Here is a 15,260-nt window from a genome sequence, read left to right as displayed (position 1 = left end):
TAAAGGTTGGCTGTACAATCTGTCAATAAGAAGGAGCTGGAAGCTATGAATGAACAGAACCAAGCGGGCGGACAAGATGCGAGAGAGCAAATCGTGGCCGTGCAGAAAAACGGGGACGGCGATTTGACGGCCTTCAAGACGTCCGGCGGACGCGTGCTTGATTACCAGACCGCGCTGGAGGAAGTGCAAGCCGGCCATATCGCCGGCGTGAACGCGTTCAAGGGCAGGGACGGCGAGCTGCACATCCGCGGCGACGCCGACGGCGATCCGTCGAACAACCTGGACAACCTGCCTAATTTCTGACGGAACCGAAGACGGAAGCGTATGACGGACCGATTCGAACGATGGCAAACCAAAACCTCCAATTGCGGCATGACGCAGCTGGAGGTTTTTTGAATGCTCGGGCTAAATATCGTATCGCTTGCGAGGTTCGACGATGCGCAAATGCCCGGTTCGGCCGGCATATTGCTCCATCGCGTCGCCGTAATGCATCAGCCACGTTATTTTCTGAACGTTCTCGGGAAGCGTCAGCAGCTCGTCCAACGTAGCGTGCACCGCACCCGGCGCTTCGAGCTGACAATCGTGATAGATCGCCTTCACTCCTTCGTCGGCAAGCCGAAGCAGCAGCTCTCTGTCGAACTTCATATCGGCGGAGTAGAAGAAACATCCATTGAACAAGAATGAGTAGCTCCGCTTGTTCGGGATATGCTTCGTTTGAAGCAGCTTAACCTTCAGCCCGGGATGAAGCTCCGTTTCAACCCCTTCGGCGATTGGCCTTACATCGAAAAAATGCTCCAGCTTGTTGAGCGGGTCCTGCGTTAATCCGCCGCGCAGCGTTTGCTCCCATAATGGCTCGATCAGCGTGTCGGCGATAAAGAGCACCGGCTTGCGATTGTACTTGAACATCATTTGAAACGCGAACTCCTCAAGTCCGCCGACATGATCGCCGTGAATGTGGCTGATCAACACCGCATCGATGTCCTCGAACGTGTGCCCCATCTGATGCAAAGCCTTCGGCAGCGTAATGCCGCAATCGACGAGCAGGCGATAGCCGTCCGTCTCGATCAAGGCGTTGTTGTTGTCGTATTTTTTGGCAAAAGCGCTTCCGGTGCCGACCATTCGAATCTGCATGGGATAACCTCCTTATCGTTTCCAACTCTAATGTACCAAATGTGGAGAATCCCTGACAAACGCCGATGCGCAAACGCCCTTTCCTACATACAATGCAATAGCGATACGCTTAGTGGAGGGGAAGCCAGGATGAGCAGCAAGGGCAAAGGGAAGACGGCAAAGAAAAAGAAGGTTTCGAGCGATCGAAAGCAGTACTCTTACAAACTCGTCCTTTCGGATACATGCGCGGTATGCAAAACCCCGTGCGCGCGCGGTATGAGCTATTTGGCGAGGATGCGGCAGCCGGGCGCGGTCGGAAAGGGCGTTCCGTGCATTCTGACGAGGACATACGGGTAATTCGCGAATATTTCCCCGGCAAGCGCAGCATTCAACACGAAGTGACAGGTCCGGTCGAATGACGCCGGGCCAAAAAAAAGTTTAAGGACAGGCGCAACTTTGCGGAAATTGGCGAGTATAACCATACATCCAGGCAATCGGATGGAGGTTTTACAGCTATGAAGTTCAGAAAAGTAGTTCTATTGCTAATGTTGCTGTCGCTGTGGGGCGGTACGATGCTGTTCGCCGACGCCGCCACGCAGAAGGTTCGCGTATTCATTAACGGGATCGAGCAGGACGACGGCGGTCTGGTAAGCGAGAGCAGGACGTATTTGCCGCTTCGCCAAATCGCTACGTCGCTTCAGGCGATCGTGGAATGGGATAACCAAGCTAAACGAGCGACCGTATATAAGCCGAACGTGCACATGTTTCTATTCCGGAACAATACGGTCTTCGGGAACGTAACGAAAGGCTATCAAGGAAACTTCAAAGTATTTGCCCAAATCGATAATTTGAAGACCGACATTACGGCCGTCAAAGTGTCCATCTTCGATCCGGCCGGCAAAGAGAAAGTGATCCAAACGGGGAACGTGAGTCCTACGAACGACAATTTCTGGTACGCGACGGAAGATATCGAATACAAATTCGAATCCAGCGGGAAATACCCGATTCGCTTCTTCGTCAAGCTGAAAGGCTCGGACGAATGGACGCCCGTATCGGAGAAAATCATTTCCTCGCTGTAGCCGCTACGTCTTCTCTTCTTCAAACGCCTCTTCTTCTGAAGAGGCGTTTGGTTTGACCGCTTATGGGCCGACATGGTACGATACGGTAGTCTGTATATACTTTTGAAATGAGGGAATTGCATGAGCGAGCATCAGCATGGGGACGATTGCGGCTGTGGCCACGACCACGAGCATGAGGAGCACGTCTTTATCGTGACTGACGACGAGGGCCAGGAACGCGAGATGGTCATGGTCTACACGTTTGAATCCGAGAACAATGTGTATGCCGTTTTGCTGGATCGCAACGATCCTGAAGCGGACGGCGTCATTTTCCGTATTGAAGAAGAAAACGACGAGTCCTTCCTTGTAGGCATCGAAGACGACGCCGAGTGGGATCGCGTCACGGCGATCTACGAGGAAATCGCCCGCACGGAGAACGAAGGCAAGTAACGCCTTCCTTCAAAGACGGTTAATAGGGAAGAAGAGATCCGCGGGCGCATGCCGGCGGATCTCTTCTTTGGACTATTTTCTCGGATTGTAGTAAATCGTTCGTCCGTTGAACATGGTAAGTTCGGCTTGGTAGTGCTTCGCCATATATTTGCACAGCTCGTTCGCTTTGGCTTTGTCGCCGTGCGTCGCTTCGTCGGGTAGGACGACCTGGACGCACGGAACGGTCTGCCCGTCCGTGCTGAGCGTCTCGCCGGGACCGAAAATAATATGCTTGTATAACGGATTGATTCCCTTTAAATAAAACCAGCGGTCGTCCTGCTTCGATTCGATCGTATAGGGGAAGGCGGCTTCCGAGTAGTCCCAATCCAGCTGCGAGCCGGTCAATGCGGTCTGCTCCCGGTAATGAAGCAGCTTGCTTCGAATGTCCTCCACGGTCAATCGTTCGACGGTCGACCCTTGCACGAATTTTATGTAAGCGCTTTGACTCATTGCATCTCACCTCTGACAACATCATAGCATGCGCCTATTGGGTTTACAATAATCGGCAGCGCCGATCGGAACGCCAAAAAGCCGCCGCCGTCATGCGCAGACGGCGGCGGCTGTTTATTAATGCCATTAAGAAATCGCGGTTTCCTCGACGATGACTTTGACGAATTCGATGCTTCGGTCTTCGGGCCCTTTGACCGGAAGCCCGACCTCGACATGGTCGACGATGTAATCGATGTTTTTTTGCGAAATGACTTCGCCCGGCAGCAAAATCGGAATGCCCGGCGGATAGACGTAAATGAACTCCGCGATGATCCGTCCGGCCGATTCCTTGAACGGGATAATTTCCGTCTCGCCGTAGAAGGCGTCGCGCGGCGTCAGCGACAGCTGCGGGATATCCGGAATTTTGACGACGAGCTCCCTCGCTTCCGCGCCTTCGAAGAAGCGGTCCGACAAGCCGCGCAGCGCGGCAATTAATTTGGCCACGGATTCGGATGTATCTCCCGGCGTAACAAGGCACAAAATGTTATACATATCGCTCATTTCGATTTCTACATTATAATGCTCGCGGAGCCAGTTTTCCGTTTCGTAGCCGGTTATGCCGAGATGCCGGACATGGATCGACACCTTGGTCGGATCGTAGTCGTAGGTGGCTTCTCCGCCGAGAATGTCTTCCCCGAAGCATTGCAAGCCCGGAATTTCGTTGATTTGCCGCCGGGCATCCTGGGCGAGCTCGATGGCCCGCTCCGCTAAGGCATGTCCGTTAAGCGCGAGATTGCGCCTCGACGTATCAAGCGACGCGAGCAATATATACGAGGTCGAGGTCGTCGTCAGCATGCTGATGACAGTCTGAATGCGATGCGGATTGACCCGTCCCTTCTTGACGTTAAGCACCGAGCTTTGCGTCATGGAGCCGCCAAGCTTATGGACGCTCGTCGCGGCCATGTCCGCGCCCGCCTGCATAGCCGACATCGGGAGCTTCTCGTGAAAGTGGATGAGCACGCCGTGCGCTTCGTCGACGAGAACCGGTATGTCGTAGCTGTGGACGAGATCGACGATCTCCTTCAAATTGGCGCAGATGCCGAAATAGGTCGGATTGATGACGAGCACCGCTTTGGCATCGGGATGGCGTTCCAGCGCCTTTCGCACCGAGCGGGTCGTGATGCCGTGGTCGATGCCGAGGTTATTGTCGCGCGCCGGCGATATAAAGACGGGTCTGGCTCCGGCGAAAATGATCGCGGCCATAATGGATTTATGAACGTTGCGCGGCACGATGATTTTCTCTCCGGGCGCGCAGACGGTGAGGATCATCGTGATGATCGCGCCGCTCGTTCCTTGTACGGAGAAGTACGTGTAGTCGGCGCCGAAAGCGTCCGCAGCGAGCTGCTGCGCTTCCTCGATGACGCCGGTCGGCTGGTGCAAATCGTCCAGCGGGGCAATATTGATCAGATCGATGGACAGCGCGTTATCGCCGATAAATTCGCGGAATTCCGAATCGCTGCCGAGTCCTTTTTTATGTCCGGGTATATGAAATTGAACGGGATCCTGCTCCGCATGCCGGCGAAGCGCGCTGAAGAGCGGGGTTTTGTTATGATCCATGACGTTCGTCCCTGCCTTTCGCTTCAAAAATTCGAGATAACAAACAAGCTTGAGTATAGCAAATACGGGGGCGATTGCAAGCTTGATTTTCCGATATTTCCGTACCGGGTAGGGATTTGTTCTTGAATTGTTCATACATGACGGCAGGACGATTATGGTAACATAGGTTGGTGGAGGGGTTGCATCATGAAAGATAAACGCTTGCTTGTCGTAATGGCCATATTAATGACGACCTTTATTGGATTCGGAATTATCATCCCGGTTATGCCGGAAATTATACAGGAAGCCGACCCGGAGAACGCGGAAATCCATACGGGCTGGATGCTGGCCGTCTATTCGGCCATATCGTTCGTCCTGTCGCCGCTATGGGGCGGCATGTCGGATCGGATCGGGCGCAGGCCGATCATCCTCGTCGGCGTGCTCGGCTTCGCGGCAAGCTTTCTATTGTTCGGGCTGTCCGCAGGCCATTTGCCGCTTATGTACTTGTCCCGAATATTGGGCGGATTTTTCTCCGGCGCGGTTGCTTCCGTCATCGTCGCCTACGTCGCGGACATTACGACGGCCGAGAACCGGACCAAGGGGATGGGGCTCGTCGGCATGTCGATCGGCCTCGGCTTTACGATCGGTCCCGGCTTCGGCGGCCTGCTCAGCGTCGTCTCGCTTGAGACGCCGTTCTACGCGGCGTCCGCGCTTGCGCTCGTCACCTTCGCACTGGCGGCGGCCAAGCTGAAGGAGTCGCTGGCGCCGGAGAAGCGGAAGGAGCGGGCAGCGAAGCGGGTATCCCGCTGGACGGCTTTTACGGGCCCGCTCAAATATTTGTACGTGCTCGCTTTCTTCGTTACGTTCACGCTGGCGGGAATGGAAGCGACGCTGCAGTTTTTCGGAATGCGCCGCTTCGACGTGACGCCTCTGCAGGTCGGCATTTTGTTTTTCGTGTGCGGCTTCGTCGGGGCGCTCGTCCAGGGCGGCTTCGTGCGGCGGAGAATCAAGATTGGCGAGGAGACGAAGTATATCGCGATCGGACTGGCGATCTCGGCGCTCGGCTTCTTCCTGCTGCTCGCCGCCCATACGCTGTGGTGGGCGACGATGTCGCTGGCCGTATTCGGGATCGGCAACGCGCTTATCCGTCCGTGCGTAACGTCGCTTATTACCCAGAAAACGACGGTCGGACAAGGGGTCGCTTCCGGCTTAAGCTCTTCCATGGACAGCCTCGGGCGGATCGCGGGACCGCTGCTCGGCTCGTTTATCTTCACGGTGCAGATGGGGCTGCCGTATTTGCTCGGCGGCATTCTGTGCCTTGCGGCGCTGCTGCTGCTCATCCGATTCCGCCAGTTGGACAAGAACGGGCTGCAGTCCGAACAAGCGGGCAATACCGACTAATCGTCAAACAAGAAAAGAGGCTATGTCCAAAGGTCACTCGAACCTTCGGGCATAGCCTCTATTTCGATTAAACGCTCGCCATCCGATAAATCGGCATCAGCGTCTCGAAGGTGGAAGACGCGAGCCCGAGCAGCGCCTCGCCGTCTTGGAGCAGCTCGTCACCCGCTAAGACATGCCGGCCGATGAGAAGCTCCGCCTTCTGCACGTCTCTGAAGCGGATGAGCGTTTCTGTCCAATCCCGCTTCGTCATGCCGCTGACCGCCGCGGAATCCTTCTTCATATGGTCCATCGAGACGACGAAATCGTCCGGAACGGCCGCAATGACGTCGTCGATCCGGTTCAAGAGCGCCGTCGCGATCCCGGACTTGTTCGGCAGTTCGTATATAAACGCAAGCCACATGAACAAATGGTCGTCGAACAGTCCGAGTTGAAAATGCGGATGCGCTTTGTACCCCCGCTTATTGCCGCAAATGGCAAGCCAGGTGTCCTTCGGCGGGTTCACTTTGCGCCGTAGGTGCCTCGCGATGTGCAGATGCATTTCGTTGCCGGCATGAACGGCTGCGTCGGCGGCGAGCCGCTCGCCGATCGCGCGGAATTTCGGTTGAATCCGGTTTTGGATCGCCGCCATCCGCTCCTCAAGCCCCTGAAGCCGGAAGACGTCGAAATCCTGCTGCGTGAAGCCGGGTACCCCGGCGGTCGTCGTATTTGTCGTCATAGTAGGTTTCTTCCTCTCCTGATCGGTCATTGCGGTCTGTCATAATTTCAAATAATAGATCGCGATTTGGGTGCGGTCCCGAAGCTCGAGCTTGCTTAAAATATCCGAAATGTAATTTTTGACCGTCCCTTCGCTCAAGAACAAGGCAGCCGCGATTTCCTTATTCGACTGACCTTCCGAGATCAGCCGGACGATCTGGGATTCGGTCTGGGTGAGCCCTTGAATCGCGAGCGCCTTGCCCGGGTCGCCGCCGCGCGTCGCGTCGAGCATGCCCACCAGCTTCCGCGCGACGTCCGGATGAATGAGGACCGAGCCTTCATGCACCGTCTTGATGCCGCTAATAATGCGGCTCGGCGGGACGTTCTTAAGCAGGTAGCCGTTCGCGCCGTTGCGAATGGCCTGCGCGATATATTCGTCGTCGTCGAACGTCGTCAGGATGAGGACGGCAGGCGGCCGATCGAGCGACCGCAGCAGCTTCGCGCCTTCCACGCCGTCGCAGACGGGCATCCGGATGTCCATCAGGACGACGTCGACTTGCTGCAAGAGCGCGAATTCGGCCGCTTCCTTCCCGTTGCCGCATACGCCGACTACTTCCAGTTCCGGATCAAGGGAGAGGATGACCCTCATGCTTTCGCGGATAAAGGGGTCGTCGTCGACGACCAGTACTCTTATCATTGGGTCTGCATCTCCATTTCCTATTATCGGTCAGGGCGGCGTTCGACCGCCCAGGAGCGGCAATACCGTCGTGACCGAGAATCGTTCCCCGCGGTGCCATTCGAGCCTTCCTCCGATTAACGCGATTCGTTCCTTCATTCCGCGCATCCCGAGTCCCGGTTCAATCGGCTCATCCGGCAGAGCGCCGTTATTGGCGACCGTCAAGGAGACGCTGTCTTCCCGAAAGCGGAGCTCGATGGCCACCTCGGTCGCTTGGCCGTGGCGCACGGCGTTCGTAATGGCTTCACGGGCATTATTGAACAGGATAAGCTCCAAGCTCGGATACAACGGATGAGGGCTGCCGCTCACCTCGAAGCGGATCTCGATGCCAAGCGCGTCCGCGGATTCCTGCACGAGCCGGTCAAGCGCGTAACGCCTTGCGTCCCGCTCGTCCACAGCGGCAAGCCTTCGCACCGTGCGTCGCATTCGCTCCATGCTGTCCTGCAGCTGATCGCGCATCTGCTCGACCATCCCCTTCGCCCTGGCCGTATCGGCATCGAACAGATGAAGCGCCGCTTCGGACATCATTTTAACGCGAATCAGCCGGTGCCCGAGGTCGTCGTGAATGTCCTTCGCGATCCGGCTGCGTTCCTCCGACTGCGCGTAGCGCTCGATTTGGGACGCGTAATCAAGCATCCGGCGCCTCGCGGCGTCAAGCTCCTCATGGCTTGCCGCCAGCGCCTCGTACAAATCCTCGAACCGGTGGCGCTTGTCCTCGAAATCGTTGGCCGCATGCAAGATTGCCGCGGTCGCGATCCACAGCACGGCGACGGCCAGCATCGTCCCGTTGTCCGCGCTCCCGTAAAGGCAGGCCGCGAGCAGGACAAGTCCGAGCGCCGTCCAGCCGACCGCGGGCAGCTTATCCGGTCCGGTCCGGAATATCGCGACGAGCGTCGAGAAGAGGAGCAGGTACAAGATGCCGCCGTAAGCATAGGCGAACCAGGCAAAGCCGATCAGCTCGACGAACAGCAGCAAGGATGCATACTTCGGCATGAAGGTGGCTGCCTTCGCGAGAAGCAAGGCAAGCAGCGCATAGGCGACATAAGGACCGTAGGCTCCTGCCTCGACGCCCGCGATGCTGACGAGAGCGGGCACCGCCGCCAGGCCGATCCGAATCCGGTACAGCAGCATATTCATATCGGTTAGCTCCAACGATGAATTTGCTTCATTATAGCATACGGCGGCAAGACCGACGAGCGCCTCGCCTTCGCGAGCGATATGACTTTCGTCACCTTCGAAAGGTGACTTTGTAGACCTGCGGGACCGCTAAGGGTTGGTTAAAATGAAGTTAATGAATACGAATTGAAGGGGAGGGGAGGGCGGCATATGGGTCTCATCACGTTTCGCGACGTAGTCAAAAAATACGATACGTCGTTAATAGTTAATTACCTTAATTTTAAGATCGAAGAAGGAGAAATTTTCGGGCTGCTCGGCCCGAACGGCGCGGGCAAGAGCACGACGATCAACATGCTGTCAGGGCTGCTCGAGTTAAGCGGAGGAGACATCGCCGTCGACGGCCGCTCGATCCGCAAGCAGCCGCTCGAAGTGAAACGGAGGATCGGCCTTGTTCCTCAGGAGCTTGCGATCTACGAGACGTTGACGGCCAGGGAGAACGTAACGTTCTTCGCCAAGCTGTACGGACTCCCCGGGAAGCTGCTGCGCGAGCGGGTCGACGAAGCGCTGCGGTTCGTCGGCTTGCTGGATCGGGCGAAGGATAAGCCGTCCACCTATTCCGGAGGCATGAAGCGCCGGCTCAACATCGCCTGCGCCATTATGCACCGGCCGAAGCTCATCATTATGGACGAACCGACGGTAGGCATCGATCCGCAGTCACGCAATCATATTCTGGAATCGGTAAGAGAGCTGAACAGGTTGGGCTCCACTGTCATTTATACGAGCCATTACATGGAGGAGGTAGACGCGATTTGCTCGAGAATCGGCATTCTCGACCAAGGGAAGCTGATCGCGGTCGGCACGAAAGAGGAATTGAAGCGACAAGCCGGCCAAGCGGAGAGGCTCGTATTCGAAATCGATCGGCGTGACGAGCCGGCGCTGGCGGAAATGGAGGGCCATCCCGGCGTCAAGCGCGTAGAAGAGAGCGATGACGGGAGGACGCTCATCGTTACCGTGAAGGATTCGCCGTCGATTTTGCAGGATCTGTTGTTCATTATCCAAAAGCACGGCATTGCGCTGCGCCAGCTGACTCGGATCGAGCCGAACCTCGAGTCGCTCTTTCTGCAAATGACCGGGCGCACGCTTAGGGACGAATAGGAGGGATGCATTTATGATACGGGTATGGCTGACGACGGCTTATTACGAGCTGGTGAAGTACGGCCGAATGAAGTCCGTTCTCGTCATCTTGATCGGACTACCGCTGCTGCTGATCCTGCTGCTCGGAAGCGCGTTCGATACCGACCTCAAGCCGGCGAAAGTGGCGTTGTACGTAGCCGATCAAGGGGAGCTTAGCGGGAGCATCGGCGAATTTTGGAACGGGGAAGCGATCAAGCCTTTCGTGTTCGTGCTGAAGACCGATTCCGGGCAAGAGGTCGAAGATTACGTGACGGAGGGCATCGCCGATTACGGCGTCTATGTGCCCGCCGATTTCTCCCAGAAAGTATTGGCCGGAGAGAAGGCGGTATGGAAAACCTTCTCCGGCCGTTATGCGGAGAAGAACGTCGCGGCGGATGCCGTTATAGGCCGCTATATGGCGGAGCTTAACCTGAAGTTCGCGGCGATGGCGACGTTAGGGACGGACGCGCCCGTGAGAATCGGGAATGCGGACGCCCGGCGGCAATCGCTAGTAGCGATTGGCAACCTCGGCAACACGGAAGACCGCCTGTTCGGGGAGACGTCCGCCATGCAATATTACGCGGCGGCTTATTTGATCATGTTTTTGCTGTTCAGCGGCATGTCGGCGGCGCTCGCGCTGCTGGGTCAGAAGGAAGACGGGACGCTGCGCCGGCTCTACGCAATGCCTTCCTCGTTCCGCGCCGCCGTATTCGGCGTCGTAACGGGTGCCGTTATGCTGGCGTGTTTGCAATCGCTCGTCGTTATTGTTTTTACCAAATACGTGTACGACGTGGAGTGGAGCGGCCATTATTTGGCGATCGCTGCGGTATGCCTGTTGACGACTGCGGCCGGTACGGGGCTGGCGATCATTGTCGCGTCCGTAGCCGGCACGAGCAAATCGACGCAAACGTTGTTTACGATTCTTGTGACGACGATGACGTTCCTGAGCGGAGGGATGATGGCCGGCATTCAAAATATGGTCGGAATCGCAAGCAAGCTGACGATCAATCACTGGGCGAATATCAGTCTGCGCGCGATCATGAGCGGCTCGGACGCCGCGGCCGCCTGGAATGCGATCGGCGTGCTGGCCGCCATCGCGGCCGTCCTGTCCCTCATCGCGATATTCCGATTGCCGAAGGTGGTGATGCGGCATGCCTAGCTTGCATATCGCAGCTCATTTAATAAGAAGGACGATGGGCACCCGCCGCGGGCTGCTGATGAACGTATTGCTTCCGGCGGCCATCCTGTCCGTCATGGCCGGTTTGTTCGCGGGACTGCAGGGCGGCAAACCCGTCATCGTCGTAAATAATGCCGACGCGGGTCCGTTGGGCGCTTATCTGGCCGCAGCCGTGGAAAACGAAAGCTTGTACGACGTAAGACGGGAAACGGATTGGGACGAGCAAGCGGTCAAAGACGCGGTCGAGGAAGGGGGGGCGGACGCCGCGATCTACGTACCTACGGACTTTACGCAACAAATCGCAGGCGGCGGGGATACGAAGGCGATTCTGTACCGGCTGGACGAGCAGCTGTGGAACGCTTCGCTTGCCATGCTGCTCGAAGCGGAGACGAGTCGGCTTGCGGCGTCCGCGAGCATCGTACGCGGCGCGGGCGGAGGCGGTACGGCGGATGCCGGCATGCTGGCCGAGTTCGTGAAGGCGCAGCAATCGCCGGCGGTCACGGCGGACAACGTCAGCATGAAGCTTGGCCGCGTCTTGTCCGAACCGATGGTGATCGGACTTATGCTGATGTTCGTCATGCTGCTGCTCGGCCAGACGATCGGCTTCGTCCTGGAGGACCGCGAGAAGCGGACCATGGCCCGAATGTTCACCGCCCCTCTGCGGGCGATCGACATCGCCGTCGGCAATTTCGCGGGCAGCTTGATCATCGGTTCGCTTCAGCTGACGATCGTGCTCGGACTAACCTATTTCGCATTCGGTTATGCGCCGGGCATTCCGTTCGGTTCGATGCTGCTCGTCCTGGAATGCTTCCTGCTTGCGGCGCTCGGCCTCGTCTCCGCCGCAGCGGGGCTTGTCCGCAACCGAACGCAGCTTCAGCAGCTCAATACGCTGATCATTCTACCGACCTGCATGATCAGCGGCTGCTTCTTCCCCTTGTCGATGCTGCCTGATTTTATCCAAAAGCTCGCGAACTTCATGCCGCAGAAATGGGCGCTGCAAGCGATCGATCGGCTTGGCGGAGGACAGGGGATCGGGGAGATCGGCCTTCATCTTGCCATCCTGGTTCTGTTCGCGGCGGTGCTGCTGGCGTTCGGCGCGGCGGTGCTTAGGCCGAACCGCACGTGATAATGGGTCTTGACTTTCGCGGGCGAACTATTGTAAATTTGTCAAAAATGAATTCACATATAGCAACAGCGCCGACCGAGGCTATGACATTCAGCGCCCGTTCATGACAGAGAGGAGGCCCTCAGGCTGCGAGGCTTCCATGAACGATTGAATGATCCCCACCTTGCGAGCTGCAGCGCGGTCTTTGGATGCGCGCTGCCGGAATATCGTTCCGTTAATCTTGGAGAGCAGGGCTGCGCTTTGGCGCGGCCGGCTAAATGAGGGTGGTACCACGAACGCATTCGTCCCTTGCGAATGCGTTCTTTTTTTTATTATCCGAACGAACGGAGGACAAGTAAAATGACGAGACAAAGCCAGTTATTGCTGCCGACCTTAAGGGAAGCGCCTTCGGACGCGGAAGCGGCCAGCCACCGGCTGATGCTGCGCGCGGGATTGATCCGGCAGCTTGCAGCCGGCGTATATACGTATTTGCCCCTCGGGCGGCGGGTGCTGAGGAAGCTCGAACAAATCGTGCGCGAGGAAATGGACGAAGCGGGCGCGCAGGAGACGCTGCTGCCCGCGATGCAGCCTGCGGAGCTGTGGAAGCAATCCGGCCGCTACGACGTATATGGGCCGGAGCTCGTCCGCCTGCGCGACAGGCATGACCGGGAGTTTGCGCTTGGGCCGACGCACGAGGAGGTCGTTACGATGCTCGTCGGCGGCGAGGTCGGCTCGTACCGGCAGCTGCCGATGACGCTGTATCAGATTCAGACCAAGTTCCGCGACGAGAAGCGTCCCCGCTACGGCTTGCTGCGGGGCAGGGAGTTTCTGATGAAGGACGCCTATTCCTTCGACGAGGACTGGGAAGGGCTGCACCGCAGCTATATGGGTATGTACGATGCGTATAACCGGATTTTTACCCGCGCGGGCCTGCGCTACCGGGCGGTCGAAGCCGATCCCGGCTCGATCGGCGGCGAAGGCGGTACGCATGAGTTCATGGCATTGGCCGAAATCGGAGAAGATACGATCGCGGCCTGCGACTGCTGCGATTACGCGGCGAATTTGGAGAAGGCGGAATATGAGCGGGCTTCTTCCGAAGGGTCGGCAGGGATAACCCCGCAGGCAGGTGTACCGGCAAAAGTCCATACGCCGGACGCGAGGAGGATCGAAGAGCTGGCCGCGTTGTTCCAAAAAGGGGCGGAGGCGTTCATGAAAACGTTGATTTACATGGCGGACGGCCGCCCGGTGGCGGTCGTCGTCCGGGGCGATCACGAGGTTAACGAGATCAAGGTGAAAAATGCGCTGGCCGCAGCTGCGCTCGAACTGGCGGATCCGGAGACGACTGAGCGCGTAACGGGAGCGCCCGTCGGCTTTGCCGGCCCGATCGGACTTGGCATTCCGGTTCTGGCCGATTATGCGGCCATGGAGATGGAAGAGGGCATCGCGGGAGCAAACGAGAAGGATTACCATATAAAAGGCATTATTCCGGCCGTCCATCTGGCCGGTGCGCAGGCGGGCGATTTCCGCAACGCGGCGGCGGGAGACGCTTGCCCGCGCTGCGAGCGCGGCAGGCTTCGCTTCCATCGCGGCATCGAGGTCGGCCACGTCTTCAAGCTCGGCACCAAATACAGCGAAGCGCTGAACGCCAAGTTTGTGAATGCAGCAGGCGAAGAGCGCCCGTTCATTATGGGCTGCTACGGCATCGGCGTATCGCGGCTGCTGTCCGCCGTGCTCGAGCAGCACCATGATGGCAGCGGCATCGTATGGCCGGAGTCGATCGCCCCGTTCGCGGTGCACGTCATACCCGTCTCGGCCAAGGACCGGGTGCAGACGGACATGGCCGAGCATATCGCGGCCCGGCTTGCGGAAGCGGGAATTGAGACGCTGCTGGACGATCGGGACGAGCGGCCGGGCGTCAAATTCAAGGACGCGGACCTGATCGGCATCCCGATTCGGATCGTGGTCGGCAAGCGCGCGGCCGAAGGGCTGGTCGAGCTGAAGCGTAGAAGCGAGGCGGACGCGGAGACGCTCAGCCTGGAAGAAGCGCTCGCGATCGCGGGGGCAAAATAAAAAATAGGCCCCGCTAGGGCCTGTTGGAACAGCTTGGGGCTTGGCCGCCGCCAATAGGCGGCAGTCGAGCCCTTTTTTAAGTTAAGTCGCTCGCAAGCGTAAAATTAGTCAATAATCCAAGTTGCCAGAACATAAGATGGAGTATAAGATATTAGTAAGAACAAATTATCAGAACATTTCGTCAACTATACTGGAGTCAGGAGGGATTGCCGTGAACAAGAGCTATGAAGTCGAATATTGCAATTTGGAGCTGCGATTTGACCGCCGGCAAATCCAAAATCTCATCCGAGATCTTATTCAGGAAGGGTACTCCTTGTACTGGAGCGAGACGGAAGGTCAGTTTCTCGTATCCATCCGGACTGGCCGCAAGCTCGTCAAGCTGCAGTTCCAACGCATGAAGAGCCGGTACAAAATTGTCGGGGACTATATTATTAAAGACGAGAAGCTGTCGGAGCTGATTGAGAAACTGATCAATGACACACGTGGACATGCGGTAGTCAAGCGCATCAAGGATCGTCAGATCGTCATCGAGAGCATTATGTTCGGCGAGATTATAAGACTCGTGGAGGTGTCGGGCATGGAACATCGGATCATCTATCAGAAGAAGCCGCTCGTTACGATAGAGGAAATGATTAAAGCGTTTCAATCCAAGCGCGCGGAGGAGCGCGCGGTCGTGCTCCGCTACGAGCTGGATTACGAGCTCTCCGTCTTGTCCGACGCCTTGCGCGATCATGACGAGGAAGCGGTCGCGGCTTCGAAGGAGAAGCTGGCTGCGCTTCGCTCGGAAATGCTGCAGCTGGAACTTTGATGATGGATGTCGGCCCCTATACGAAAACATGAGACGACCGGATGCTGCGCGCCAGGCTGCAGGATTTGGTCGTTTTTATGTTGTCCGTTTCAGAAAGCGACATTTTTCCATGCAAACAGTTTCCTTCTGATCGCAAAAAGAGTAAAATAAAACTATTGCGATCCAAAAAATAAAGATGAAGGATGGAAGAACCAGATGTCGAAACAGCAAATTGGCGTTATCGGACTAGCCGTCATGGGCAAAAATTTGGCCCTTAATATTGAAAGCAGAGGCTTCACGGTATCGGTATACAACCGTTC

16 protein-coding genes are annotated in these 15,260 nt (G+C 57.1%); 10 read left to right on the top strand and 6 right to left on the bottom strand.

Annotated elements, in window-relative coordinates; genetic code table 11:
* Positions 1 to 45: 45 nt before the first annotated feature.
* On the top strand, positions 46 to 303 hold the full coding sequence (locus IDH41_RS15925; protein ID WP_190862717.1) for a DUF3892 domain-containing protein: 258 nt from the start codon (positions 46 to 48) through the stop codon (positions 301 to 303).
* A gap of 102 nt (positions 304 to 405) precedes the next feature.
* Here the strand turns inward: IDH41_RS15925 and IDH41_RS15920 are convergent, their stop codons facing one another.
* Positions 406 to 1,131 carry an MBL fold metallo-hydrolase gene (locus IDH41_RS15920; protein ID WP_190862716.1) on the bottom strand — a complete coding sequence of 242 codons (726 nt, stop codon included), beginning with the start codon at positions 1,129 to 1,131 and terminating at the stop codon, positions 406 to 408.
* A gap of 494 nt (positions 1,132 to 1,625) precedes the next feature.
* Between IDH41_RS15920 and IDH41_RS15915 the strand changes: the two genes are divergently transcribed.
* Together IDH41_RS15915 and IDH41_RS15910 are read left to right on the top strand one after the other, a co-directional pair.
* Positions 1,626 to 2,189 carry a stalk domain-containing protein gene (locus tag IDH41_RS15915; RefSeq protein WP_190862714.1) on the top strand — a complete coding sequence of 188 codons (564 nt, stop codon included), beginning with the start codon at positions 1,626 to 1,628 and terminating at the stop codon, positions 2,187 to 2,189.
* A gap of 120 nt (positions 2,190 to 2,309) precedes the next feature.
* The gene (locus tag IDH41_RS15910; RefSeq protein WP_190862712.1) at positions 2,310 to 2,618 is read left to right on the top strand and encodes a DUF1292 domain-containing protein; all 309 of its coding nucleotides are present in this window, start codon (positions 2,310 to 2,312) and stop codon (positions 2,616 to 2,618) included.
* A 72-nt stretch (positions 2,619 to 2,690) separates the two neighbouring features.
* Here the strand turns inward: IDH41_RS15910 and IDH41_RS15905 are convergent, their stop codons facing one another.
* The gene (locus tag IDH41_RS15905) at positions 2,691 to 3,107 is read right to left on the bottom strand and encodes a DUF1885 family protein (protein ID WP_190862710.1); all 417 of its coding nucleotides are present in this window, start codon (positions 3,105 to 3,107) and stop codon (positions 2,691 to 2,693) included.
* A 126-nt stretch (positions 3,108 to 3,233) separates the two neighbouring features.
* Positions 3,234 to 4,703 (bottom strand): aminotransferase class I/II-fold pyridoxal phosphate-dependent enzyme, encoded by a 1,470-nt coding sequence (locus IDH41_RS15900; protein ID WP_190862709.1) that lies wholly within the window; start codon positions 4,701 to 4,703, stop codon positions 3,234 to 3,236.
* 186 nt (positions 4,704 to 4,889) lie between these two features.
* On the opposite strand from IDH41_RS15900, the gene IDH41_RS15895 reads away from it, so the two are divergent.
* The gene (locus IDH41_RS15895) at positions 4,890 to 6,083 is read left to right on the top strand and encodes an MFS transporter (protein ID WP_190862707.1); all 1,194 of its coding nucleotides are present in this window, start codon (positions 4,890 to 4,892) and stop codon (positions 6,081 to 6,083) included.
* 67 nt (positions 6,084 to 6,150) lie between these two features.
* On the opposite strand, the gene IDH41_RS15890 is transcribed toward IDH41_RS15895, so the two are convergent.
* From IDH41_RS15890 to IDH41_RS15880, 3 genes are read right to left on the bottom strand one after another with little or no spacing between them, the layout of a single operon-like run.
* Complete coding sequence (locus IDH41_RS15890) at positions 6,151 to 6,798, bottom strand: DUF1054 domain-containing protein (RefSeq protein WP_190862705.1); 648 nt, start codon at positions 6,796 to 6,798, stop codon at positions 6,151 to 6,153.
* Positions 6,799 to 6,837: 39 nt separating this feature from the next.
* Positions 6,838 to 7,473 carry a response regulator transcription factor gene (locus IDH41_RS15885; protein WP_190862703.1) on the bottom strand — a complete coding sequence of 212 codons (636 nt, stop codon included), beginning with the start codon at positions 7,471 to 7,473 and terminating at the stop codon, positions 6,838 to 6,840.
* A gap of 30 nt (positions 7,474 to 7,503) precedes the next feature.
* Positions 7,504 to 8,649, bottom strand: coding sequence for a sensor histidine kinase (locus tag IDH41_RS15880; RefSeq protein ID WP_190862701.1), 1,146 nt, complete (start codon positions 8,647 to 8,649; stop codon positions 7,504 to 7,506).
* Positions 8,650 to 8,838: 189 nt separating this feature from the next.
* Between IDH41_RS15880 and IDH41_RS15875 the strand changes: the two genes are divergently transcribed.
* The 6 genes from IDH41_RS15875 to IDH41_RS15850 form a co-directional block, all read left to right on the top strand.
* On the top strand, positions 8,839 to 9,783 hold the full coding sequence (locus IDH41_RS15875) for an ABC transporter ATP-binding protein (protein WP_190862699.1): 945 nt from the start codon (positions 8,839 to 8,841) through the stop codon (positions 9,781 to 9,783).
* Between the two features lie 13 nt (positions 9,784 to 9,796).
* On the top strand, positions 9,797 to 10,960 hold the full coding sequence (locus tag IDH41_RS15870; RefSeq protein ID WP_190862698.1) for an ABC transporter permease: 1,164 nt from the start codon (positions 9,797 to 9,799) through the stop codon (positions 10,958 to 10,960).
* A complete protein-coding gene (locus IDH41_RS15865; protein ID WP_190862696.1) occupies positions 10,953 to 12,104 on the top strand; it encodes an ABC transporter permease in 1,152 nt (383 codons plus the stop codon). The genes IDH41_RS15870 and IDH41_RS15865 overlap by 8 nt, the downstream gene beginning before the upstream one ends.
* 339 nt (positions 12,105 to 12,443) lie before the next feature.
* Complete coding sequence (locus IDH41_RS15860) at positions 12,444 to 14,153, top strand: proline--tRNA ligase (RefSeq protein ID WP_190862695.1); 1,710 nt, start codon at positions 12,444 to 12,446, stop codon at positions 14,151 to 14,153.
* Between the two features lie 211 nt (positions 14,154 to 14,364).
* Positions 14,365 to 14,961 (top strand): hypothetical protein, encoded by a 597-nt coding sequence (locus IDH41_RS15855; RefSeq protein WP_190862693.1) that lies wholly within the window; start codon positions 14,365 to 14,367, stop codon positions 14,959 to 14,961.
* Between the two features lie 195 nt (positions 14,962 to 15,156).
* Positions 15,157 to 15,260: NAD(P)-binding domain-containing protein (locus tag IDH41_RS15850; protein ID WP_190862691.1), on the top strand; the 104-nt coding region annotated here is incomplete at its 3' end.

Source organism: Paenibacillus arenilitoris (genome assembly GCF_014705655.1).
Classification (GTDB): domain Bacteria; phylum Bacillota; class Bacilli; order Paenibacillales; family Paenibacillaceae; genus Pristimantibacillus; species Pristimantibacillus arenilitoris.
The sequence above is the reverse complement of the archived record's forward strand: the minus strand, read 5'-3'. Positions and strand labels throughout refer to the sequence as shown.